Annotated in this window: 2 protein-coding genes; both read right to left on the bottom strand. The window is 75.7% G+C overall.

All coding sequences use genetic code 11. The features are described 5' to 3' along the window. Positions 1-22: 22 nt before the first annotated feature. Positions 23-11818, bottom strand: a complete 11796-nt coding sequence (locus ACZ6TV_RS07505; protein WP_465296330.1) for an amino acid adenylation domain-containing protein — start codon at positions 11816-11818, stop codon at positions 23-25. Continuing rightward, positions 11815-26754: an amino acid adenylation domain-containing protein gene (locus ACZ6TV_RS07500; protein ID WP_465296329.1), complete on the bottom strand. Its 14940-nt coding sequence runs from the start codon at positions 26752-26754 to the stop codon at positions 11815-11817. Before ACZ6TV_RS07500 ends, ACZ6TV_RS07505 begins: the two co-directional genes overlap by 4 nt. Positions 26755-26775 lie beyond the last annotated feature (21 nt).

Below are 26775 nucleotides of genomic sequence, written 5' to 3'. Positions count from 1 at the left end.
CCGGCCGCGCCGTGGCGGGCGGTCACAGCAGGCGGGTGATGGCGGCGACGGTGCGGCCGGCGAAGATGTCGCGGATGCGGAGGGTGAGGCCGGCCTCGCGGGCTCGGGTGACCAGCTGGATCGACAGGATGCTGTCGCCGCCGAGGGCGAAGAAGTCATCGTCGACGCCGACGTCGGCGACGCCGAGCACGGCTGAGAAAACGGCGCACAGCTGGTGTTCCTCGGGCGTTGCCGGTGCGGCGGTCCGGCCGCCGCCGACCAGGGACGGCGCGGGGAGGGCGGCGCGGTCGATCTTGCCGTTGACGGTGACGGGCATCGTGTCCAGGAGCACGAACGCGGCCGGGACGAGGTGTTCGGGCAGCCGGGCCACCAGGTGGGCGCGCAGGTCGGCGGTGGTCACCGGGGAGTTCGGCACGACGTAGCCGACGAGCCGCTTCACACCCGGCGTGTGTTCGCGCACGTCGAGGGTCGCCTGCCGCACAGCCGGGTGGGTGGCGAGGGCCGCCTCGATCTCCCCCAGCTCGATGCGGAAGCCGCGGATCTTCACCTGGCTGTCGCTGCGGCCGACGAAGTCGACCCGGCCGTCGGCGGTCCAGCGCACGACGTCGCCGGTGCGGTACATGCGGCTGCCGGCGGGACCGAAGGGGTCGGCGATGAAGCGTTCGGCGGTGAGGGCGGCGCGGCGCAGGTAGCCGCGCGCGACCTGGGTGCCGCCGATGTACAGCTCGCCGTCGACCCCGGGCGGCACCGGGCGCAGCCAGCGGTCCAGGACATACAGCGCGCCGTTGGCGATGCCGCGGCCGATGAGCGGCCGGTCCGAGTCGCGGATGCGGGCCACCAGCGCATCGACGGTGCATTCGGTGGGGCCGTAGAAGTTGTACGTCTCGGTGCCCTCGAAGCGCTGCATCCGCTCCCACAGCGGCTGCGGGATCGCCTCGCCGCCGACGCCGAGGATGGTGAGCGGCAGCCGGCCGGAGTCGAGCAGGCCGGCGCCGATGAGCTGCTCCAGGTGCGACGGCGCGACCTCGATGAAGTCGATCTCCCGGTCGATGATGAAGGCGGTCAGCGCCGCCGGGTCGCGGCGGATCTCCTCGGTGACCAGGTGCAGGTGGTGGCCGCCGAGGAAGCCGAGCATCGGCTGCCAGGACGCGTCGAACGCGAACGACCAGTTGTGCCCGACCCGCAGCTTGCGCCCGCCGAGCTGCCGCGAGGCGGGGGCGAGCACGTCGCGGTCGTGGCTGGTGTACAGGTTGACGACGTTCTGGTGCGGGACGAGGACGCCCTTCGGCTGCCCGGTGGAGCCCGAGGTGTAGATGACGTAGGCGGCGTTGCCGTTGCCCAGCGCGGGCGTCGTGAACGGCCCGTCGTCGCAGGTTAAAGCGTCCACGACGCGGCAGGTGGGCGTGCCGGGGGGCAGGGTCGCGGCGTGGGCGTCGTCGGTGACGACGAGGACCGGTCGCGCGTCGTCCAGCATGTACCGGACGCGGTCGGCGGGATAGTCGGGGTCGATCGGCAGGTATGCGGCACCGGACTTCAGGACCGCCCAGATCGCGACGATGATGTCGGCCTCGCGGGGCAGCATCAGGGCGACGATCCGCTCCGGTGCCGCCCCGCGCTCGACCAGCAGGCGGGCGAGCCGGTTGGCCCGCGCGTCCAGCTGCGCGTAGGTCAGGGTCTCCTCCCGTACCGTCAACGCAGCCGCCGACGGTGTCGTCGAAGCCCAATGGCTCAGGATCGCGGGCAGTGTCGACGCGGCGACGGGCAGCGTGTCGGCGTTCCACTCGCGCAGCATCGTGTGCAGCTCGTCGGGCAGCAGCACGTCGGTGCGCCCGACGGGGGCGTCGGGGTCGGCGAGGGCCTGGCCGAGGATCCCGACCAGCCGGGCCAGGGTCCGCTCGGCGGTTGCCCGGTCGAACAGGTCGGGGCGGTACTCCAGGGTGAGGTGCAGTCCGCCGTCGTCGCCGGCCACGAGGGTCAGCGGGTAGTGGGTCGCGTCGTGCTGCTCGACGGCGCCGATCTTCAGCCCGGCGACCGTTTCCTGCGCCGCGAGGGCGTCCTCGTCGACGGGGTAGCTCTCGTACACGGTGAGCGTGTCGAACAGCTCGCCGATGCCGTGCGCCCGCTGGATGTCGGCGAGCCCGAGGTGGTGGTGGTCGAGCAGGGCGGCCTGCTCGGCCTGGACGCGGGCGAGGAGCCCGGCCCACGACTCGCCGGCGCGGACCCGGACCCGGACGGGGACGGTGTTGATGAACAGCCCGATCATGTCCTCGACGCCGTCGAGGTCGGCGGGGCGGCCGGAGACGGTGGCGCCGAAGACGACGTCGTCGCGACCGGTGAGCCGGCTGAGCAGCACGCCCCAGGCGGCTTGGACGAGGGTGTTGACGGTGACGCCGAGCCGCCGGCTGACCGCGCCGGCGGCGGTGGCGAGGGATTCGGGGATCGCGGCGTCGAGGTAGCCGGGGGTGATGCCGTCGCGGGCGGCGTCCGGCGGCACGATCCGGGTGGCGTCGGCGACGCCGACGAGCGCGTCCCGCCACGCGGCGGCGGCCGCTTCCCGGTCCTGCGCGGCGAGCCACGCGAGGTGGTCCCGGTAGGGCCGGGCCGGTGCCGGGGTCCGCCCCGCGTACAGGGCGAGGAGGTCCCGCACGAGCAGCGGCCCGGACCAGCCGTCGAGCAGGATGTGGTGCTCGGTGCTGATCAGCCGGTGCCGGTCGGGGCCGAGGGTGGCGAGCGTCCACCGCAGCAGCGGCGGCGCGGCGAGGTCGAAGCGGTCCTCGCGGGCGCGGGCGAGGACCCGGGCGGTGGCGGCGTCGGCGTCGTCCTCGCCGGTGAGGTCGACGGTGTCCCAGCGGGGTTCGACGGCGGCGGGGATGACCTGGACGGGCGCGCCGGACGCGGTGGTGGCGAAGCCGGCCCGCAGGTTGGGGTGCAGGTCGAACAGCCGCGCCGCGGCCCGTCGCAGCCGGTCCGGGTCGAGCGGGCCGGTGAGGTCGACGGCCTGCTGGACGGTGTAGACGTCGACGGCGGTCTCGTCCAGCGACGACAGGAAGTAGAGCCCTTCCTGCAGCGGCGACAGCGACCACAGGTCGTGCGTGTCGCGGTCGAGCGCGGCGATGTCGGCGGCGGTGAGCGTGACGAGGTCGAAGTCCGACGGGGTGCGGCCGCCCGCGCCGGCGGCGACGGCGGCGCTGATCGCGTCGAGCGCGGCGAACCAGTCGTCGGCGATGTCGCGCACGTCGTCGTCGGTGAGCACCCCGGCCGGGTAGCTCAGGTCCACCGACAGCGTGGTGTCGAGGGCGCTGACGTTGATCTCGAGCGCGTACGGGACGGGGGCGCCGGGGTCGGCGTCGCCGCCGATGCCGCCGGCGGGCGTCCACTCGTCGGTGGTGTCGTCGCCGGCGCCGAACCGGCCGAGGTAGTTGAACAGCACCTGCGGTGGCCGGCGGGGGCCGTCGGGGCGCAGCAGCCCGTAGCCGACGCCGTTGTTCGGCACCGCACGGAGCTGTTCCTTGACGTGCTGCACCGACCTGGCGGGGTCGTCGCCGGGGGTGAGCCGGACCGGGTATTCGCTGGTGAACCAGCCGACGGTGCCGGTCAGGTCGGCGCCGGGGACGAGCTGCTCCTCACGGCCGTGGCCTTCGAGCCCGATCCGGACGCTGCCGCCGGTCCTGGTGGACAGGGCGGTGGTGAGGCCGGCGAGCAGGACGTCCTGGACTCCGGCGTGGAACGCGGCGGGCACGTCGGTGAGCAGCGCGCCGGCGGGCCGCTCGACGGTGAGCACCTTTGTCGTGGCGACGGTGTCGGTGGCCGGGTCGACAGGCCGGGCGCCGAGCGGGGCCTCGTCGCCCTCCTCGGCCTGTGCCCAGTAGGCGGTCTCCGCGTCGGTGAGGGTCACCCGGCGCAGCGCGGCCGCCCAGGTCCGGAACGGGGTGCCGGCGCTGGTGAGCGCGGGGGTCTCGGCGCGGTGCGCGGCCTCCCACGCGGTGCGCAGGTCCTCGACGATGATCCGCCAGGAGACGCCGTCGACGACGAGGTGGTGCGCGACGACGAGCAGTTCCCCGGTGGCGAGCCGGACCGCCTCCAGCATCCTGCCGTCGGCCGGGGCGAGCCGGGAGACGGCGGCGGCGTGTTCGGTGGCCGCGTCGCCGGTGCCCTCGTGGACGCGGGCCGTGACGCTGCCGGTGGCGGGCACGTCGAGGTGGCTGCCGGTCCAGCGGGCGCGGAGCAGGTCGTGGTGGTCGAGCAGGGCCTGGACGGCGGCGGTGAGCTCGGCGGTGGTCGCGGCGACGGGGACGCGCAGCAGCACCGACTGGCTGAGCCGGTCGATCGGGCCGCGCAGCCACCCGATGACCGGCGTGACGGGCACCGGCCCCGTGGCGTCGCCGCCGAGCCCGCCGGACCCGTCGAGGGTCGTGGCGACGCGGGCGAGGGCGGCGACGGTGCGGTGCTCGAACACCTGCCGCGGCGTGATCCTCAACCCGGCGGCACGCGTGCGGGCCACGAGCTGGATCGACACGATACTGTCCCCGCCGAGGGCGAAGAAGCTGTCCTCGACCCCGACCGCGGGCAGACCCAGAACCTGCGCGTAGAGCCCGGCGAGGACCTCCTCGACCGCGGTCCGCGGCGCGACCGCACCCGCCATCGCCGCGAAGTCCGGCGCCGGCAACGCCTTCCGATCAACCTTCCCGGCGGACGTGGACGGCAACGCGTCCAGGACGACGAACGCCGCCGGGACCATGTGCTCCGGCAGCCTCGCCGCCGCGGTCTCCTTGAGCGCGGCCGTGTCCAGGCCGGCACCGGCGACGTAGGCGACGAGCTGCTTGACGCCGGGGGTGTCCTCGCGGGCGATGACGGCGACCTGGACGACGCCGGGGTGCCGGGCGAGGACGGTTTCGATCTCGCCGAGCTCGATCCGGTAGCCGCGGATCTTCACCTGGTCGTCGGACCGGCCGACGTATTCGAGGTTGCCGTCGGTGTTCCAGCGCACGATGTCGCCGGTGCGGTACATGCGGTCGCCGGGCGCGCCGAACGGGTCGGCGACGAACCGTCCGGCGGTCAGCCCGGGCCGGCGCAGGTAGCCGCGGGCCAGGGGCGCACCGGCCAGGTACAGCTCCCCCGCCACACCGACCGGGACCGGCCGCAGCATCCCGTCGAGGACATGGGCGCGGGTGTTGGCGATCGGCCGGCCGACGACGGGCGTCGCGGTGTCGTCGATCCACGCCATCAGCGTGTCGACGGTCGCCTCGGTCGGCCCGTAGAAGTTGACGCCGTCGACGCCGCCGGCGTCGCGCAGCGCGGTCCACAGGGCGGTGCCGACGGCCTCGCCACCGACCATGAGCAGGGCCGGCGGGTGGTCGAGCAGCCCTTCGGCGACGAGGCGGTCGGCGAGCGACGGGGTGACGTCGAGGAAGCCGATGTCGTGGCGGGCGACGTAGTCGACGAACAGGGCGGGGTCGCGGCGGGTCTCGTCGTCGAACAGGTGCAGCTCGTGCCCGGCGACGAGCCACAGCACGCCTTCCCAGGACGTGTCGAACGACAGTGCCGCGGACAGGCCCGCCCGGATGCGGCCGGGTGCGAACCGCTCGAACAGCACCCGCCGGTGGTGTTCGAAGAAATTGAGCAGCGCCGCGTGCTCGACGACGACGCCCTTCGGCCGGCCGGTCGAGCCGGACGTGTACAGCACGTACGCCGCCATCGCCGGGCTCACCACCGGCAGGTCGACCAGCGGGACGTCACCGGACGCCGGCACCGACCGCAGCACCACCGCGGCACCCGCGTCGGCCAGCATGAAATCGACCCGGTCCACCGGCAGATCCACGTCCACCGGCAGATACACCGCACCCGCACGCAACACCGCCAGCCACGCCACGATCGAATCCAGGCCCCGCGGCAGCACCACCGCCACCACCCGCTCCGGCCCGGCACCCATCCCGATCAGACGGCGGGCCAGGACGTCGACCCGGTCGGCCAGCTCGCTGTAGGTCAACGACAGCGAGCCGAAGACCACGGCCGTGAGCGACGGGGTCGCCGCGGCCCGTGCCAGGAACGCGTCGACGAGCGTGCCGCCGCCGACGGGGTGGCCGGTCGCGTTCCACGACGCGACGTCGCCCGCCTCACCCGGCAGCACTACGTCCACAGTGGACAGCGGCGCCGACGGGTCGGTGGCGAGGGAGCGCAGCAGGGTTTCGAAGCGGTCGAGGAGCCGGTCGGCGGCGGCGGCGTCGAACAGGTCGGTGCGGTATTCGAGACCGAGCTCGAGCGCCGCGTCCGGCACGACGGTGAGGGTGAGCGGGTAGTGGGTCGCGTCGAGGTTGCCGACGGCGGAGATCCGCAGCCCGGCGGCCCGCTGGGTGGTGTCGAGGGCGTCGGTGTCGACGGGGTAGCTCTCGAAGACGGTGAGGGTGTCGAAGAGCTCGCCGACGCCGGTCATCCGCTGCAGTTCGGTGAGGCCGAGGTACTGGTGGTCCAGCAGCGCCGCCTGCTCGCCCTGGACGCGGCGCAGCAGCGTCAGCCACGTGTCGTCGCGCCGGACGCGGACCCGGACCGGGAGGGTGTTGATGAACAGGCCGACCATGTCCTCGACGCCGGTGAGCTGGGCGGGGCGGCCGGAGACGGTGGCGCCGAAGACGACGTCGTCGCGGCCGGTGAGCCGGCCGAGGAGCACGCCCCACAGGACCTGCACGACGGTGCTGAGCGTGACGTCGTGCCCGCGGGCGAGGGCGGTGACCGCGGCGGTGACTCCGGCCGGGACGACGCGTCTGGTGAGGCCGGGCAGCTGCGGCAGGGCGGGGGCGCCGGGGGCGACGAGGGTCGGCTCGTCGACGCCGTCGAGGGCGGCCCGCCAGGCGGCGCGGGTCGCGTCGCGGTCCTGGTCGCGCAGCCAGGCGAGGTGGTCCCGGTAGGGGCGCACGGCGGGCAGCGGGGTGCCGGCGTAGGCGTCGAGGAGGTCACGGACGACGAGCGGGCCGGACCAGCCGTCGAGGAGGATGTGGTGGCTGCTCATGATGAGCCGGTGCGCGCCGGGTGCGAGGCGGACCAGGGTGAACCGCAGCAGCGGCGGCGCGGCGAGGTCGAAGCGGCGCCCCCGGTCGGCGCGGGCGAGATCCTCGAACGCGGCCTGCCGGTCGGTGGCGCCGGTCAGGTCGACCTCGTCCCACGGCACGTCGACGGCCGCCGGGACGACCTGCACGGCGGCGCCGCCGGCGGTGGTGGTGAAGCCGGCGCGCAGGTTGGGGTGCCGGGCGAAGAGCGTCGCGGCGGCGGCGCGGAGCCGGCCGGTGTCGACGGGCCCGGTGAGGTCGAGGACCTGCTGGACGGTGTAGACGTCGACGTCGGTGTCGTCGAACGACGACAGGAAGTACAGGCCCTCCTGCAGCGGCGACAGCGACCACACGTCGGCGCCGGGGTGGGTGGCGTCGACCGCGGCGATGTCGGCCGGTCGGAGGCGCACGAGGTCGAAGTCCGACGGGGTGCGCCCGCCGGCGCCGGCCGCGACGGCGGCCACGATCGCGTCGAGGGCGGCGAGCCAGCCGGCGGCGATCGTCTCGACCTCGGCGTCGGTGAAGACCTCCGCCGGGTACGCGAAGTGCGCGGTGAGCTTCGGCCCGGCGGGAGTGTCGAGTGTGGACACGTTGATGTCGAGGGCGTGGGTGAGCGGGGCGCCGGCGTCGGCCGCGCCGCCGATCCCGTCGAGGGGCGCCCAGTCGGCGTCGTCGCCGGCGCCGAACCGGCCGAGGTAGTTGAACAGGACCTGCGGCGGCTGGTGCGCGGCGAACTCGGCGGCGGTGGCCGCGTTGACGTGGCGGAGCAGGCCGTAGCCGAGCCCGGCGGCCGGGATCGACCGCAGGTGTTCCTTGACGGCCGCCACCGCCGTGGCCGGGTCCTCGCCGGCGGTGAGCCGGATCGGGTACTCGGCGGTGAACCAGCCGACGGTGCGGGTCAGGTCGGCGCCGGGCACGAGGTCCTCTTCGCGGCCGTGCCCTTCCAGGCCGACCCTGCCGGGCAGGACGGCGGCGAGCCCGGCGAGCATGACGTCCTGGACGCCGGCGTGGAACGCCCGCGGGACGGTCTCCAGCAGCGGCAGGGCCCGCTCCGGCGGCACCTCCACCGTGACGACGCGGCTGGTCGCGACGGTGTCCCGGGCCGGGTCGAGGGCGCGGGCGCCGAGGGGTGTCTCCGTGCCGGCGGCGATGGTCCGCCACAGGTCGAGTTCGGCGGCGGGCCGGTCGGCGGCCTTGGCGAGCCCGGCCGCCCAGACCGGGAAGGGGGTGCTGCCGGCGCCGATTTTGCCGGCGTGCCAGGCGTCGGCGAGGTCGGCGCCGAGGATCCGCCAGGAGACGCCGTCGACGACGAGGTGGTGGGCGACGACGGCGAGCCGGCCGGGGGTGTCGGGTCCCGCGTCGAGCCACGCGGCTTGGACCATGCGGCCGGTGGTGGGCTGGAGCCGGGTGGCGGCGGCGGTCGTCTCGGCGGCGGCGAGCGCGTCGAGGGCGGCGGCGGTGAGACCGGCGGCCGGGACCCGCTGGATGATGTCGGCGGCGCGGGGGCCCGCACCGTCGGGGATCGTGAGGGCCTGTCCGGTCCACGTGGCGCGGAGCATCGGGTGGGCGTCGAGGACCGTCTGGAGGGTGTGGGCGAGGGTCGCGGCGGTCAGCGCGGCCGGCACCCTGAGCTGCACCGACTGGCTGTACCGGTCGAGCGGCGCGTCCTGTTCGGCGAGCCAGGCGACGATCGGGGTGAGCGGGACGGGCCCGGTGACGTCGGCCGGTGCGGCGGCGGGTTCGGTGAGCGGGGTGGCGACGCGGGCGAGGGCGGCGACGGTGCGGTGCTCGAACACCTGCCGCGGCGTGATCCTCAGCCCGGCGGCACGCGTGCGGGCCACGAGCTGGATCGACACGATGCTGTCCCCGCCGAGGGCGAAGAAGCTGTCCTCGACCCCGACCGCGGGCAGACCCAGAACCTGCGCGTAGAGCCCGGCGAGGACCTCCTCGACCGGGGTACGGGGCGCGACCGCACCCGCCATCGCCGCGAAGTCCGGCGCCGGCAACGCCTTCCGATCAACCTTCCCGGCGGACGTGGACGGCAGCGCGTCCAGGACGACGAACGCCGCCGGGACCATGTGCTCCGGCAGCCTCGCCGCCGCGGTCTCCTTGAGCGTCCCCACGTCGAGCCCGTCGCCGACCAGGTAGGCGACGAGCTGCTTCACACCCGGGGTGTCCTCACGAGCCGCGACGGCGACCTGGACGACCCCGGGGTGCCGGGCGAGGACGGTTTCGATCTCGCCGAGCTCGATCCGGAACCCGCGGATCTTCACCTGGTCGTCGGACCGGCCGACATATTCCAGGGAGCCGCCGGCCGTCCACCGCACGACGTCGCCGGTGCGGTACATGCGGGAACCCGGCGCACCGAACGGGTCGGCGACGAACCGTTCCGCCGTGAGGCCCTGCCGGCCGAGGTAGCCCCGGGCCAGGGGCGCACCGGCCAGGTACAACTCCCCCGCCACACCGACCGGGACCGGCCGCAGCATCCCGTCGAGGACGTGCGCCCGGGTGTTCGCGATCGGCCGGCCCACCAGTGGCGTGTCGCTGTCACCGATCCACGCCATCAACGTGTCGACCGTCGCCTCGGTCGGGCCGTACAGGTTCACACCCGTCACGCCGCCGGTGTCGCGGATCGCTGTCCACAGCGCGGACCCGGCCGCCTCACCGCCGAGCGCGAGGATCGCGGGCGGGTCCTCCAGGAGACCCTCCGCGACCAGCCGGTCCGCCAGGGACGGCGTCACGTCCAGGAAGTCGATGCCGCGCCGCGCCACGTAGGCGTTCAGCAGCGCCGGGTCGCGGCGGGTCTCATCGTCGAACAGGTGCAGCTCGTGCCCCGCGACGAGCCACAGCACGCCCTCCCAGGACGTGTCGAACGACAGCGACGCGGACAGGCCCACCCGGATCCGGCCGGACGTCAACCGCTCGAAGATCTCCCGCCGGTGATGCTCGAAGAAGTTCACCACCGCGCCGTGCTCGACGACGACGCCCTTCGGCCGGCCGGTCGAGCCGGACGTGTACAGCACGTACGCCGCCATCGCCGGGCTCACCACCGGCAGGTCGACCAGCGGGACGTCACCGGACGTCGGCACCGACCGCAGCACCACCGCGGCACCCGCGTCGGCCAGCATGAAATCGACCCGGTCCACCGGCAGATCCACGTCCACCGGCAGATACACCGCACCGGCCCGCAGCACCGCCAGCCACGCCACGATCGAGTCCAGGCCCCGCGGCAGCACCACCGCCACCACCCGCTCCGGCCCGGCACCCATCCCGATCAGACGGCGGGCCAGGACGTCGACCCGGTCGGCCAGCTCGCTGTAGGTCAACGACCGCGAGCCGAAGACGACCGCGGGCACGTGCGGCGAGGCGGTGACCCGCGCCAGGAACACGTCCACGACCGACGCGGCCGCCACGGGGTGCGCGGTGCTGTTCCAGCGGGCGAGGCCGGCGCGCTCACCGGGCAGCAGCAGGTCCACCGTGGACAGCGGGGTGGACGGGTCGGCGGCGAGGGTCCGCAGCAGCGCGGTGAGCCGGTCCAGGAGCCCGGCGGCCGTCTCCGCGGTGAACAGGTCGGGCCGGTACTCCAGGCCGAGGACCAGGTCCGTGTCCGGCACGACGGTCAGGGTCAGCGGGTAGTGGGTGGCGTCGTGCCCGGTGACGGCGGCGAGCCGCAGCCCGGACGCGCCCTGCCCGGCGGCGATGCCCTCCTCGTCGAGGGGGTAGCTCTCGAAGACGGTGAGGGTGTCGAAGAGCGCGCCGATCCCGGTCTGCCGCTGGATCTCGGTGAGGCTCAGGTACTGGTGGTCCAGCAGCGCCGCCTGCTCGCGCTGGACGCGGTCGAGCAGCGACGTCCACGTGTCGTCGCGGCGGACCCGGACCCGGACGGGGAGCGTGTTGATGAACAGGCCGATCATCTCTTCGACGCCGGGCAACTGCGGCGGCCGGCCGGAGACGGTGGCGCCGAAGACGACGTCGTCGCGGCCGGTGAGCCCGCCGACGAGGAGACCCCAGGCGGCCTGGACGACGGTGTTGAGGGTGACGCCGAGCCGCCGGGTGACGGCCGTGACCGCGGCGGTGGCGGCGGCGTCGAGGCGGGCGTCGAGGATCGCGGGGACGACGGGGCGGCGGGCCGGGTCGGCGGGCGCGACGAGGGTCGGCTCGGTGACGCCGTCGAGGGCTTCGCGCCACGCGGCGCGGCCGGTGGCCAGGTCCTGCGCGGTGAGCCAGGCGAGGTAGTCGCGGTAGGGGCGCGGCGCGGGCAGCGGGGTGCCGGCGTAGAGGGCGAGCAGGTCCCGGACGAGCAGCGGCGCCGACCAGCCGTCGAGCAGGATGTGGTGGCCGGTCATGACGAGCCGGTGCGCGTCGCCGTCGAGCCGGATGAGCGTCCACCGCAGCAGCGGCGGCTTGCCCAGGTCGAAGCGGCGTCCTCGGTCGTCGGCGGCGAGCCGCTCGACCTCGGCCTGTGCCGCGGCGGCGGGAAGCCCGGTCAGGTCGGCGAACGTCCATTGTGGGGTGACCTTCGCCGGGATCAGCTGGACCGGTTCGCCGGTCTTGCGGGGGCGGAACGCGGCCCGCAGGTTCGGGTGCCGGTCGAGCAGCGCGGCGGCCGCGGCGCGGAGCCGGTCGGCTTCGAGGGGGCCGGTGAGGTCGAGGATCTGCTGCACCGAGTACACGTCGACGGCGGCGGGCTCGTCGAAGGTACCGAGGAAGTACAGGCCCTCCTGCAGCGGGGAAAGCGGCAGGATGTCCTGCAGTCCGGCCGGCTTGCTCGCGCTCACAGATCGCTCCAGTCGTCTTCGAATTCGTCGATCTCGTCCTGGCTGAGGGTGACCAGGAGGTCGGACGGGGTGTGGCCGCCGGCGGCGCCGTCCTTGGTGTGGGTGGCGAGGCCGGCGAGGGCGGCGAACCAGGCACCGGCGAGGGTGGCGACGTCGTTGTCGGTGAACAGGTCCGCCGGGTAGGCCCAGCGCACCTCGAGCTCCGGCCCGTCGGGGCCGTCGAGGGTGGTGACGGTGATGTCCAGGGCGTGGCTGACCGGCAGCCCGTCCTCGACGACCCCGAGGTCCAGCGGGTCCGCCGTCCAGAGGTCCGACGGGCCGGCGCCGAAGCGGCCCAGGTAGTTGAACAGCACCTGCGGCGCGGCGGCCTCGGCCAGGGCGGGCGCGGGGTGCAGGTGGCGCAGGAGGCCGTAGCCGATGCCGTTGCCGGGCACGGCCCGCAGCTGCTCCTTGACCCGTTTGAGCGCGTGCCCGGCGGCCGGCCCGCCGGCGGCGACGTCGGCGGGGTCGACCGGGCCGGGGTCGAGCAGGACCGGGTAGGAGGTGGTGAACCAGCCGACGGTCCGGGACGTGTCGGCGCCCGGCACGACGTCCTCCCGGCCGTGGCCTTCGAGGTCGACGGCGAGCGGACCCGTGCTGCCGCTGATCCCCGTGACCCCCCCGTGCCACTGCCGCACGGCGACGGCGAGGGCGGTGAGCAGCACGTCGGGCACGGCGGCGTGGAAGGCGGCCGGGACGGTGGTCAGCAGCGGCGCGGTCCGCTCCGGTTCGAGGGTGCGGGTGAGGTGCCGCAGCGGCGCCGCCCGGCCCGGCACGGGGAGGACGGGCGGCGCGGCCTGCGCCTGCCAGAAGGCCAGTTCGCCGGTGCGGGCGGCCGCGGCGGCGGTGAGGCCGTGCGCCCATTGCCGCAGCGACGTCGGCACCGGCGGCAGCGCGGGCGCCCGCCCGGCGGTGACCGCGTCCCACGCGTCGCGCAGGTCGGGCACGATGATGCGCCACGAGACGCCGTCGACGACGAGGTGGTGCGCGACGAGCAGCAGCCGGCCGGGCGCGGCGACGGCCTGCACCATGACCCCGGCGGCCGGGTCGAGGCGGGCCACGGCGGCGGCGTACGCGGCGGGCAGCGCGGCCTCGTCGCCGACCGTGGACAGCAGGCCGGCGGCGCGGACGGTCCCGGCGGGCGGCACGTGCAGCCCGGCCGGGGTCCACCGGGCGCGCAGCGCGTCGTGCGTGTCGAGGACCGCCTGCAGCGCCGCGGCGAGGGAGCCGGGGGTCGCGGTGGCCGGGACCCGGATCAGCAGCGACTGGTGGAAGCGGTCGATCGGGGTGGCCAGGTCGCGCAGCCACGCGACGATCGGGGTGACCGGGACCAGGCCGAGACCGGCGCCGTCGGGCTCCGCCGCCCGCGCGGGTTCGGCGGAGACGACGGCGGCGAGCCCGGCGGGGGTCTTCGCCTCGAACACCTGCCGGGGGCTGACCCGCAGCCCGGCGGCGCGGGCCTTGGACACCAGCTGGATCGACATGATGCTGTCGCCGCCGAGGGTGAAGAAGCTGTCGTGGGGGCCGATGGCCGGTACCCCGAGAATCTCGGCGAACAGGTCGCACAGCAGCTGCTCGACGGGCGTGCCCGCCTCGGACGCGGCACCGGCGGCGGTGAAGTCGGGGGCGGGCAGCCAGCGCCGGTCGACCTTGCCGCTGCTGGTGAGCGGCAGCTCGGCGAGCGTGACGACGGCGGCCGGGACCATGTAGTCGGGCAGGACCGCGCGCAGCGCCTCGAGGTCGGCCCGGCCGACGACGTGGGCCACGAGCCGGCCGTCCATGACGCCGGCGGTGACGGCCTCGACGCCCGGCTGGGCGCGGACGGCGGCCTCGACCTCGCCCAGCTCGATCCGGAAGCCGCGGACCTTCACCTGGTTGTCGGCGCGGCCGACGAACTCGATGTCGCCGCCGACCCGCCGCACGACGTCGCCGGTGCGGTACAGGCGGGCGCCGGGCGGCCCGAACGGGTCGGCGACGAACCGCCCGGCGGTCAGGCCCGGCTGCCCGAGGTAGCCGCGGGCGAGACCGTCGCCGCCGAGGTACAGCTCGCCGGTGACGCCGTCGGGGACGACCCGGAGCCGGTCGTCCAGGACGTAGGCGGTGCGCCCGTGGTCGGGGCGGCCGATGCGGACCGCGCCGGGTTCGCACGCCCACAGGGTCGCGTTGACGGTCGCCTCGGTGGGACCGTAGGCGTTGAACATCGGGTGCGTGCGCGCCCACCGTTCGACCAGGTCCGGCGGGCACCGGTCGGCGCCGGTGACGACGGTGACGCCGGCGGGGATGCTGCCGGCGGGCAGCGCGCCGAGCGCCGACGGCGGCAGCGCGAAGTGGGTGATGCCGGCGTCGGCGAGGAACTGCGCGTAGGGCGGGCCGAGCCGGGACTCGTCGGGCACGACGACGAGCGTGGCGCCGGCGAGCAGCGACATGACGAGCTCGGCGACGGTGACGTCGAAGCTGGGGGACGCGAACTGCACGACCCGGCTGCCGGCGCCGATGCCGAAGGTGGTGACGAACGTTTCGGCGAGCCCGGCGAGCCCGGCGTGCGGGACGACGACGCCCTTCGGCCGGCCGGTCGAGCCCGACGTGAAGATGACGTAGGCCGGGTGGTCCGGGCGCAGCGAGGCGCGCCGGTCGGCGTCGGTGAGGTCGCCGTCGTCGCGGCGGGCGGTCAGCGCGGGGACGTCGACGGCGAGCAGCGGCACCGGCAGCTCGACGCGGTCGGCCGAGCGGACCAGCGCCAGGACGGGTGCCGCGTCGTCGATCATCGCGGCGAGCCGGTCGGCGGGCTGGCCGGGCTCGACGGGCAGGAACGCGGCGCCGGCCTTGGCCACGGCCAGCTCCGCCACGATCAGGTCCGCGGAGCGTGGCAGCAGCACCAGCACGACCCGCTCCGGTCCGGCGCCACGGTCGGCGAGCACCCTCGCGAGCCGGTTCGCGGCGGCGTTGAGCTCGGCGTAGGTGAGGGTCGTGCCGCCGTCGACCAGCGCCGTGGCGGTGGGGGTCGCGGCGGCCTGCGCCTCGAACATCGCCGGCAGGGTCTGCGCCGCCGCGTGCAGCGGCGCGCCGTGCGACGCGGCGAGCACCGCGCGGTGCTCCGCCCCGGACAGCAGCGGCGCGGCGCCGATCGGCCGGTCCGGGGCCGCGGTGAGCGCGTCGAGGAGCCGCACCAGCCAGGTCGCGAGCCGCGCGGCGGTGTCGCGGTCGTACAGGTCGGTGGCGTATTCGATGATGCCGCTCAGCCCGTCGACGCCGTGCTCCTCGGTGACGACGATGCCGAGGTCGAACTGCGCGACGCCGGTGTCGATCGGTAGCGGGGTGCTGCGCAGGCCCGGCAGCGCCGGGGTCTTCGCCGGCACGTGCTGGTGCGACACCATCACCTGGAACAGCGGGTTGCGCGACAGGGTCCGCTCGGGGTTGACCGCCTCGACGAGCCGCTCGAACGGCAGGTCGGCGTGCGCGAACGCGTCCAGGTCGGTGGTCCGGACGCGGGCGACGAGGTCGCGGAAGGTCGGGTCGCCGGAGACGTCGGTGCGCAGCACGACGGTGTTGACGAAGAACCCGACGAGGTCGTCGAGGATCTCCTCGTCGCGGCCGGCGACGGGGCTGCCGAGCGGGATGTCGTCGCCGGCGCCGAGCCGGTGCAGCAGCACGGCGGTGGCGGCCTGCACGACCATGAAGGTGGTGGCGCCGACGTCGCGGCCGAGGCGGCGGATGCGGTCGTGGACGTCCGCGCCGACGGTGAAGGTGACGATGCCGCCGTCGTAGGACGGGACCGGCGGGCGGGGCCGGTCGGTGGGCAGCGCCAGCTCCTCAGGTGCGCCGGCGAGCGCGTCGCGCCAGTAGGTGGCCTGCCGGTGCAGGAGGCTCGCCGGGTCGGCCGGGTCGCCGAGGAGTTCCCGCTGCCAGTGGGCGTAGTCGGCGTACTGGACGGCGAGGGCGGGCTGGCGCGGTGCCACGCCGGCGGTGCGGGCGGCGTACGCGAGGCCGAGGTCGTGCATGAGCCGGCCTTCGGACCACTCGTCGGTGACGATGTGGTGCAGCAGGATCAGCAGTGTCGCGGTCTGCGGGCCGGTCCGGAACAGGGTGGTCCGCATGAGCGGTTCGGCCTCGAGCCGGAACGGGTAGCGGGCCGCCTCGGTGAGCCGCGCCGTCAGCCCCTCGTCCGTGCAGTCCACGACCTCGAGCACCGGGGCGGTCGGCGGCAGGATCAGCTGGTACGGCCGGCCGTGCTCCTCGGCGAAGACGGTGCGGAGGCTCTCGTGCCGGGCGGCGACGTCGCCGAGCGCGGCCCGCAGCGCGCCGGCGTCGAGCGCGCCGGTGAGCTGGGCGGCGAACGCGACGTTGTAGGTGGCGCTGGGCCCGGTGAGCCGGTGGTGGAACCACAGGCGCTGCTGGGCGTAGGACAGGGCGGGCCGGTCGCCGTCGGGGCGGCGGCGCAGTTCGGGGCGCGGCGCGCCGCCGGGGCCGGTCTCGGCGATGCGGCGGGCGAGGGCGGCGACGGTCGGCGCCTCGAACACGGTCCGGATCGACAGCGGCCGGTTGAACACGGCGCGGGTGCGGGCGGTGAGGCTCGTCGCGAGGAGCGAGTGGCCGCCGAGGGCGAAGAAGTCGTCGTGGATGCCGACGGTCGGCAGGCCGAGCAGCTGCGCGAAGAGCGCGCACAGCAGGGTTTCGGCGGGGGTACGGGCGGCGACGCCCCCCACGGCGGCGGCGAGGTCGGGTGCGGGCAGCGCTTTGCGGTCGACCTTCCCGGCGGTCGTGGACGGCAGCGCGTCGAGGACGACGAACGCGGCCGGGACCATGTGCTCGGGCAGGCTCGCCGCCGCGGTCGCCTTCAGCGCGGCGGCGTCGAGGCCGTCACCGGTGGCGTAGGCGACGAGCTGCTTGACGCCGGGGGTGTCCTCGCGGGCGGTGACGACGACCTGGACGACGCCGGGGTGGCGGGCGAGGACGGTCTCGATCTCGCCGAGCTCGATCCGGAACCCGCGGATCTTCACCTGGTCGTCGGACCGACCGACGTACTCCAGGGATCCGCCGGCGGTCCACCGGACGACGTCTCCGGTGCGGTACATGCGGGTCCCGGGCCCGCCGAACGGGTCGGCGACGAACCGTTCGGCGGTGAGATCCGGCCGGCCGAGGTAGCCCCGGGCGAGGGGTGCCCCGGCGAGGTACAGCTCCCCCGCCACCCCGACCGGGACCTGCCGCAGCGCGCTGTCCAGGACGTAGGCGCGGGTGTTCGCGATCGGACGGCCGACGAGCGGGGTGTCGCTGTCACCGATCCACGCCATCAACGTGTCGACGGTCGCCTCGGTCGGGCCGTACAGGTTCACACCGGTGACACCGTCGGCGTCGCGGATCGCGGTCCACAGCGCGGATCCCGCCGCCTCACCGCCGAGGGCCAGGATCGCGGGCGGATGGTCGAGGAGCCCCTCGGCGACGAGCCGGTCCGCGAGGGACGGGGTGACGTCGAGGAAGTCGATGCCGTGCTCGGCGACATACGCGTTGAGCAGCGCGGGGTCGCGGCGGGTCTCGTCGTCGAACAGGTGCAGTTCGTGACCCGCGAGGAGCCACAGGACGCCTTCCCACGACGTGTCGAACGACAGCGCCGCGGACAGGCCGACGCGAATCCGGCGCTCGGTGAACAGCTCTCGCCGGTGGTGCTCGAAGAAGTTCACCACCGCCCCGTGCTCGACCACCACGCCCTTCGGCTTCCCGGTCGAGCCCGACGTGTACAGCACGTACGCGGCCATCGCGGGCGTCACCGCGGGCAGGTCGACGGCCGGGACCTCGGCGAGCTCGTCGACCAGCAGGACCGGCACCGTGCCGGGCAGGCCGGCCAGCCGCCGGGTGGTGGCGACCACGGCGGCGCCGGCGTCGGCGAGCATGAAGCGGATCCGGTCCGCCGGCAGGTCCGCGTCGACGGGCAGGTAGACGGCGCCGGCCCGCAGCGCGGCGAGCCACGCGACGATCGCGTCGGCGCCGCGGGGCAGCAGCACCGCGACGACCCGCTCCGGTCCGGCGCCGGCGGCGGCGAGCCGCCGGGCGAGGACGTCGACGCGGGCGGCGAGGCCGGCGAAGGACAGCGTCTCGCCGTCGGCGACCAGGGCCGGCGCGGCCGGGGTCCGGGCGGCCTGGGCGAGGAACACGTCGACGACGGTGCCGGCGCCGACGGGCCGGGCGGTGGCGTTCCACGCGGCGAGGTCGGCGCGCTCGGCGGCGGTGCGCACGTCGAGCGTCGCGAGTGGACGGTCCGGCGCGTCGGCGAACCCGGCGAGCAGGTCCGCGAACCGGTCCAGGATCACCCGGGCGGCGGCCTCGTCGAACAGGTCGGGGCGGTGTTCCAGGCGCAGCCGCAGCGGGTCGCCGGGGATGACGACCAGGCCGAGCGGGTAGTGGGTCGCGTCGAGCGGGATCCCGGGTTTGACGTGCAGCCCGGTGCCGGCGACGGCGGCGTCGAGGGCACCGGCGTCGAGAGGGTAGCTCTCGAAGACGGTCAGCGTGTCGAAGAGCCGCGGCAGCCCGGCGGCGGCCTGCAGGTCGGCGAGGCCCGCGTGCTGGTGGTCGAGGAGTTCCGCCTGCCCTGCCTGCAGGCGGGTGAGCAGGTCGAGCCAGGTGTCGGCGGGCCGCAGCCGGGTGCGCACCGGGATGGTGTTGATGAGCAGGCCGACGATGTCCTGCCCGCCGGGCAGGTCGGCGGGGCGCCCGGAGACGGTGGCGCCGGCGACGACGTCGGCGCGGCCGGTGAGCCGGCCGAGGAGGACGGCCCAGGCGCCCTGCACGACGGTGTTGAGGGTGAGGCCGTGCCGGCGCGCGACGGCGGTGAGCTGGTCCGCCGGCATCAGCAGCTCGGTCACCCGGGGGACGACGGCGGTGGCGCTGCCCGCGTCCGGGGCGATGAGGGTCGGCTCGGTGAGGCCGTCGAGGGCGGACCGCCACGCGGCCAGGGTCGCCGCCGGGTCCTGCGAGGTCAGCCAGCGCAGGTAGTCGCGGTACGGGCGGACCGCGGGCAGCGTCCCACCGGCGTAGAGGGTGAACAGGTCCCGGGCGGCGATCGGTCCGGACCAGCCGTCCAGCAGCAGGTGGTGCTGGGTGAAGGCGAGGAGGTGCCGTTCGACGCCGAGCCGGATGAGGGTGAGGCGCAGCAGCGGCGGGGCGCTCAGGTCGAAGCGCCGGACCCGGTCCTCGGCGAGCAGGTCCCGCAGGGTGGTGTCGCGGTCGTCGCCGTGCAGGGCGGTGAGGTCCACATCGGACCACGGCGCGTCCACCGTGGACGGGATGACCTGGATCGGGCCGTCGTCCATGGTGACGAACGCGGCGCGGAGGTTGGGGTGGCGCACGAGCAGCGCGTCGGCGGCGGCGCGGAGCCGGCCGGCGTCGAGCGGGCCGGTGAGGTCGAAGACCTGCTGCACGGTGTAGACGTCGTCGCCGTCGTGGTCGTAGTCGGCGTGGAAGTGCAGGCCGGCCTGCAGCGGGGAGAGCGGCCACGCGTCGGCGAGGCCGGGATGCGCGCGTTCGAGCCGGTCGACGTCGTCCTGGCGCAGCCGCAGCAGCGGTAGGTCCGACGGGGTGCGCCCGCCGGGTGCGGTGCGCAGGGCGGCGAGGGCGGCGGTCCAGCGGGCGACGAGCCCGTCGATGTCGAGGCCGCCCGGCAGGTACGTGAGCCGCAGCCGCAGCGTGTCACCGGCCGTGGCGTTGACGGTCAGGGCGTGCCGCACGGGCATGCCGGGGCTCAGGGCGACGGCGGCGGGCGGCAGCCCCGGCGCGGGCGTGAACGGCTCCCCGCCCGTGTCGCCGCCGAGCCGGCCGAGGTAGTTGAAGACGATCGCCGGCTGGGGCGCCGCGGCGAGGACGGGCCCGGCCTCCGGGTGCAGGTGGCGGAGGAGTCCGTAGCCGGCGCCCGCGTCGGGCAGGGTCCGCAGGTGCTCCTTGACGGCCTTGAGCGTCGCGCCCGGCTGCCCGGTCACGGTGAGCGCGACCGGGAACTCGGTGCTGAACCAGCCGACGGTCCGGCTCAGGTCGGCGCCCGCGACCAGGTGCTCCTCGCGGCCGTGCCCTTCGAGTCCGATGAGGACGGTGCCGGCCGCTCCGTCGGCGACGGCGGTCGCCAGCCCGGCGAGGAGGACGTCCTGCAGGTTGCCGTGGAACGCGTCCGCGGTCGCGGTGAGCGGGGCCAGGTCGAGCTCGACGTCGCGGTGCTCGAGCTGCCCGGCCGTGCCCGCCGCGGCGTCCCGGGTGCCGAGGACGCCGGCCGGCGGGAGCCAGCGGTCGAGCTCGGCGGTGCGGTCCACGGTGGACAGTTGCTCGGCCCAGCGGCGGAACGAGGTGGTGGCCGGGGCGAGCCGGACCGGCTCCCCCGCGCGGACGGCGGCCCAGGCGGCGGCGAGGTCCGGCAGCAGGATCCGCCACGAGACGCCGTCGACGACGAGGTGGTGCGCGACGAGCAGCAGCCGGTCGCCGAGCCACACGACCTGCAGCATGACCCCGTCGGCGGGGGCGAGCCGGTCCGCGGCGGCGGCGAACTCCGCTGCCGGGTCACCGCCGGGCACGACCCTGGTGACGGCCGCGGCGGCCACGGCGTCCGGAGAGCCGGCGGCGGGCACGTCCAGCCCCGCCGGCGTCCAGCGGGCGCGCAGCACGTCGTGCGTGTCGAGCAGGGCCTGCACGGCCGCGGTGAGGCCGTCGGCGGTCAGGTCGGCGGGCGCGTGCACGAGCATCGCCTGCGAGTAGCGGTCGATGGGGGCGCCGAGGTCGCGGGCCCAGGCGAGGATCGGCGTCAGCGGCACCGCGCCGGTGCCCCGGTCGTCGCCGGCCGGCCCGTCCGTGCCGGCGGTGGCGACGGCGGCGAGCGCGGCGGGTGTCCTGTGCTCGAACACCTGCCGGGGCGTGATCCTCAGCCCGGCGTTGCGGGCGCGGGCGACCAGCTGGATCGACACGATGCTGTCGCCGCCGAGAGCGAAGAAGCTGTCGTCGGCGCCGACCTCGGGCAGCCCGAGGAGACCCGCGAAGAGCTCGCACATCGTCGTCTCGGCGGGGGTACGCGGTGCGACCCGCACCACCGGGGTGAGGTCGGGTGCGGGCAGCGCGGCCCGGTCGACCTTGCCGGAGGCGTTCAACGGCAGCGTGTCCAGGTGCACGATCGCGGCCGGCAGCATGTGCTCCGGCAGGGTGGCGGCGAGTGCGGCGCGCAGGTCGTCGCCGTCGGCCGTGCCCGTGACGTACGCGATGAGCCGCCGGATGCCGGGAGTGTCCTCGCGGACGGTGGCGGCGCTGCCGGTGACCCCGGGCAGGGCGGCGAGCGCGGCCTCGACCTCGCCGAGCTCGATGCGGAACCCGCGCAGCTTCACCTGGTCGTCGGCGCGGCCGGCGAACTCCAGGTCGGCGCCGACCCAGCGGGCCAGGTCGCCGGTGCGGTAGAGCCGGGCGCCGGGCGGGCCGTAGGGGTCGGCGACGAAGCGGGCGGCGGTCGCCGCGGGCGCGCCGAGGTAGCCGCGGGCGAGGCCGGAGCCGCCGAGGTACAGCTCGCCGACGACGCCGGGCGGGACGGGGCGCAGCCGGTCGTCGAGGACGTGGGCGGTGCGGCCGCGGTCGGGCCGGCCGATGAGGACCGGGCCGCCGGGGGTGGCGCGCCACGTGGTGGCGGTGACGGTGGTCTCGGTCGGGCCGTAGGCGTTGAACAGGGCGCGACCGGGTGCCCACCGCTCGACGAGCTGCGGGGTGCACTGCTCGCCGCCGACGACGATCGTGAGGTCCGCGGGCAGCGCGCCGGTGGGCAGCGCGGCGAGGAGCGCCGGCGGCAGGTCGACGTGGGTGAGGCGGCGTCCGGTGACGAAGCCGGTGAGGTCGGCGCCGGTGCGGCGGTCCTCGGGGACGACGACGAGGGTGCCGCCGCACAGGATCGTCATGGCGAGCTCGCTGTAGACGACGTCGAAGCCGGGCGACACGAACTGGCTGCCGCGGCTGCCCGGCCCCGTGCCGAACGTCCGCGCGACGGAGGCGGCGAGGTCCTCGAGGCCGGCGTGCGGGACGACGACGCCCTTCGGCCGGCCGGTCGAGCCCGACGTGAAGATGACGTACGCCGGGTGCCACGCCTGCGGCCGGGTCGGCCGTGCCGCAGGTCCGGTGGGGCTGTCGAGCAGGAGCACCGGGATGCCGGCGGGGGCGCGCTCCGCGAGCTCGGTGGTGGTCACCAGCAGCACGGGTGCGGTGTCGGCGGTCATCATGGCCAGCCGCGCGCCCGGGTACTGCGGGTCCAGGGGCACGTACGCGGCGCCGGCCTTGGCGACGGCCAGGAGGGTGCGGACCGAGTCGGCGGAGCGGGGCAGCAGCCCGGCCACGAACCGTTCCGGTGCCGCCCCGGCCGCGGCGAGCCGGGCGGCGAGGGTGTCCGCGGCGGCGTCGAGCTCGGCGTAGGTGAGGGCGCCGCCGGTCCACTCGACGGCGACCGCGCCGGGGGTGGCGGCGGCCTGCCGCTCGAACAGCTCCGGCAGCGTCGCGGGCGCGACCGCCCCGGGCAGCCCGGTGCCGCGGGTCAGCGCGTCGGCGCGGCCGGCGTCGCCGAGCAGGTCGATGTCGGCGATGCGGGTGCCCGGGTCGGCGGCGACGGCGGTCAGCAGCCGCACGAGCCGCTCCGCGAGACCGTCCACGGTGGACCGGTCGAACAGGGCGGTGCGGTACTCGACGCTGCCGGTGAGCCGGTCGCTGCCGCGTTCCTCGGCGATGTCGAACGTGAGGTCGTACTTGGCGGTGCCGGTGTCCACCAGCCGCGCCGCGACGCCGAGACCGCGCAGCGCGCCGGTGTCGGGCAGGGCGTTCTGGTACGACACCATCACCTGGAACAGCGGGGTCGTGTGCAGCGTCCGCTCCGGCTGCAGCGCGTCGACGATGACGTCGAAGGGCAGGTCTGCGTTGGCGAGCGCGGCGAGGTCGGTGTCGCGGACCCGGGCGAGCAGGTCGCGGAACGTGGGGTTGCCGGTCAGGTCGTTGCGCAGGACGAGGGTGTTGACGAAGAAGCCGACGAGCGGGTCGAGGGCGTCGTCGGGCCGGCCGGCGACGGGCGTGCCGAGGGGGATGTCGGTGCCGGCGCCGTGCCGGTGCAGCAGGACCGCGGTCGCGGCCTGCACGAGCATGAACATGGTGACGCCGCAGGCGCGGGCGGTGCGGTGCAGCGCGGCCGGCAGCCCGTCCGGCAGCGCGAAGCGGACCGTGGCGCCGTCCGGGGTGGCGCGGGTCGGCCGGGGCCGGTCGGTGGGGAGCGGCAGCTGCGGCGGCAGCCCGGCGAGCGCGTCGCGCCAGTGCGCGAGCTGCGGGGCGCGGACGCCGTCCGGGCCGTCGAGGAGCTCCTGCTGCCAGCGGGTGTAATCGGTGTACCGCACCGGCAGCGCGGCCCGGCCGGGTTCGCCGTTGTAGGCGGCGATGAGGTCGCCGAGCAGCGGCGTGAGCGACCATTCGTCGCCGGCGATGTGGTGCACCACGAGCAGCAGCGTGTGCTCGCGGTCGTGGTGGCGGAAGAGGTACGCGCGCAGCGGCAGGTCCCGTTCGAGGTCGAACGGGACCCGGACGGCGGCCGCGACGACCCCGTCGGCGTCGGCGGCGTCGGCGGCGTCGCTGACGTGCAGCGGCACCGGCGCGGGTGGGTGGACGACCTGGTGCGGGACGCCGTCGACGGCGGCGAACACGGTCCGCAGCGGCTCGTGCCGGGCGACGACCGCGTCCAGCGCGGCCCGCAGCGCGGCGAAGTCCAGGTCACCGGTCAGGGTCAGCGCGAGCGGCAGGTTGTAGGTCGGGTCAGGGCCGTCGAGCTGGCCGAGGAACCACAGCCGGCGCTGCGCGTACGACAGCGGCGTCCGGTCCTGCGCCGCGCCCCGGGTCAGCGCGGGACGACCGGCGGGCGCCCGGTCGAGGCGGGCGGCGAGCCCGGCGGCGGTCGGGGCGTCGAAGACGTCGCGGATGGTGAGGTCGGCGCCGAAGACGGCCCGGACCCGGGCGACGACCCGCGCGGCGAGCAGCGAGTGGCCGCCGAGGTCGAAGAAGTTGTCGTGCAGGCCGGCGGCCGGCAGCCCGAGGACGTCGGCGACGATCCCGGCGAGGATCTCCTGCACGGAGGTGAGCGCCACGTCCGCGTCGGCGGTGCCGGCGAGTTCCGGCGCGGGCAGGGCGTTGCGGTCCAGCTTCGCGTTCGGCGTCAGCGGGAACGCGTCGAGCACGACCACCGCGGCCGGGACCATGTACTCCGGGAGCGCGGCCCGCAACCGTCCACGGAGGACGGCCGTGTCCACTGTGGACCCATTGCCCGGCGTGACGTAGCCGACCAGGCGGCGCTGCCCCGGGGTGTCCTCACGGAGGACGACGACGGCCCGCTCGACGGCCGGGTCGGCGGTGAGGGCGGCCTCGATCTCGCCGAGCTCGATGCGGAACCCGCGCAGCTTCACCTGGTGGTCCACGCGGCCGAGGACCTCGAAGGTGCCGTCCGGGAGGCGGCGGGCGAGGTCGCCGGTGCGGTACATGCGGCTGCCGGGCGGGCCGTCGGGGTCGGCGACGAACCGGGCCGCGGTCAGCTCGGGGCGGCCCAGGTAGCCTCGGGCGACGCCGTCGCCGGCGATGTACAGCTCGCCGACGGTGCCGGCGGGCACGTGCTGCAGGGCGCCGTCCAGGACGTACACCTGGGTGTTGAGGATCGGCCGGCCGATCGGCGGGGCGGCGGCCGTGCCGGCGTCGATCGCCTGCGCCGTGGACCAGACGGTCGTCTCCGTCGGCCCGTACACGTTGAGGACCGAGGCGGTGCGCTCCAGCATCGCCGCGGCGAGGTCGGCCGGCAACGCCTCACCGCCGACGAGGGCGCGCACGCCGCGCAGCGCGGTGCCGCCGACCATGGTCCGCCACAGCGTGGGGGTCGCCTGCAGCACGGTCGTGCCCGTCGCGGCGACCAGCGCGCCGAGGACGTCGGGGTCCTGCACGGCCTCCTTCGCGGCGATGACGACGCACGCGCCGGACAGCAGCGGCAGGTACAGCTCCAGCGCGGAGATGTCGAAGCTGACCGTCGTCACCGCGAGGAGCCGGTCGGCGCCGGACAGCGGCACCAGGTCACGCATGGCGAGCAGGAAGTTGACGAGGTTGCGGTGGGTGACGACGACGCCCTTGGGCCGGCCGGTCGACCCCGACGTGTAGAGCACGTAGGCCGCGCCCGCGTCGAACCCGCCGCCCGGCAGGGTCTCCACGCCGTCGTCGGTGACCAGCAGCGCCGGGGACGCGTCGGACAGCATGAGCGCGATGCGGTCGGCCGGGAAGTCCGGGTCGAGCGGCAGGTAGGCGGCGCCGGTACGGGCGACGGCGAGCAGCGCGACGAGCAGTTGCGGCGACCGGGCCATGCTGACCGCGACGAGCCGGCCCGGTCCCGCACCCAGCCGCCGCAGGTGCGCCGCGCGCCGGTCGACGGCCGCGTCGAGCTCCGCGTAGGTGAGGGCGGCGCCGTCCCCGATGACGGCGGTCGCCGATGGGGTGCGGGCCACCTGTGGACGCCACAGCGCGTCCAGGTCACCGTCCGGGATCTGCCGGGCCGGGCCCTGCGCCGCCGCGCGGCTGCCGGCCAGCTCGGCGCCGTGCAGCACGCCGAGCCGGCCGACGGGCAGCGTCTCCGGCGCCGCGGCGAACGCGGTGAGCAGGGCCACGAGCCGCTCGGCGTGCGCGGTGACGGCGTCGGCGGAGTACAGGGCCGGGTTGGCCTCGACGGTGACGCCGAGCCGGCCGTCGCCGCGGTCGTCGATGGTGACGGCGATGTCGTCGACGGGGCCGGCGGCGAGGTACAGGGGACGGCCGGGGTGCCCTCCGAAGTCGAGTTCGGCGCCGAACGGTTTGATGTTGACCCACGGGCCGACGAGCCGCCGGTCGCCGCCGAGCAGCCGCAGGTCGCGGCGGATGTCCTCGCCGCGGTAGCGCTGGTGCCGGCGGGTGGTGCGCAGCTGCCCGGCGACCCGGCCGACGAGCTCGGCGACCGTACTGGTGGACGCGACCGGCACCCGCAGCGGCAGGACGTTGACAGCGGTGCCCGGCACGGCGGCGGCGACCCGGCCGAGGCGGCCCATGACGGGCAGCCCGAGGACGACCTCGGGGGCGCCGGTGAGCCGGTGCACGTAGACGGCGACGGCGGCGAGGAGCGCCTCGACGTGGGTGGCCCGGGCGGCGCGGGCAAGGGCGTGCAGCCGCTGGGTGACGGCGGCGTCGAGGCCGCGGTCGGTGCGCAGGAACGTGTGCGAGGTCAGTGCGGCGCCGTCGGCGAGGCTGACGGTGTCGGGCCGGTCCGCGAGGTGCTCGGCCCAGAACCGCCGGTCGTCCTCGAAGGCGCCGGAGGCGCGGTAGCCGGCGTCCTCGGCGACCAAGTCCCGCAGCGGCCGGAACGGGCTGGGCCCGGCCGCGTCCGGGCCGGCGGTGTACAGCGCGGCGAGACGCCGGGCGAGCAGCCCGAAGGTGTAGGCGTCCATCGCGATGTGGTGGCACCGCTGGAACCAGATCGACCGGTCGCCGGCGAGCCGCAGCAGCGCCTGGTGGTGCACGGGGCCGGTGGACAGGTCGGTGAGGGTCCGCAGGTCCTGGCGCATCCACGCGCCGGCGGCCGCGTCCGGGTCCGCCTCGCCGCGCAGGTCCACGACGGTGAGGTCGCCGGTCCAGGTCGCGGCGACGACCTGCCGGACGTCGTCGCCGTCCTGGACGAGGCGGATGCGCAGCACGTCGGCCTCGTCGACCAGTCTGCGCACCGCCCCGGCGAAGCGGTCCGGGTCGACCGGCCCGTGCACGACGATCCCGGCGCCGGTGTTGAAGACGGGGTTGGTGGCGTCGATCTGCTGGGCGAACCAGACTCCGGCCTGGGCGCCGGTGAGTGGCAGCTGTTCGTCGTGGCGGGTCAACGCGGGCTCCATAACGTCTTC

This window comes from Dactylosporangium sp. NPDC051087 (genome assembly GCF_055586325.1).
Note: the sequence above shows the minus strand (reverse complement) of the source record. Positions and strands in the feature narration are given on the sequence as shown.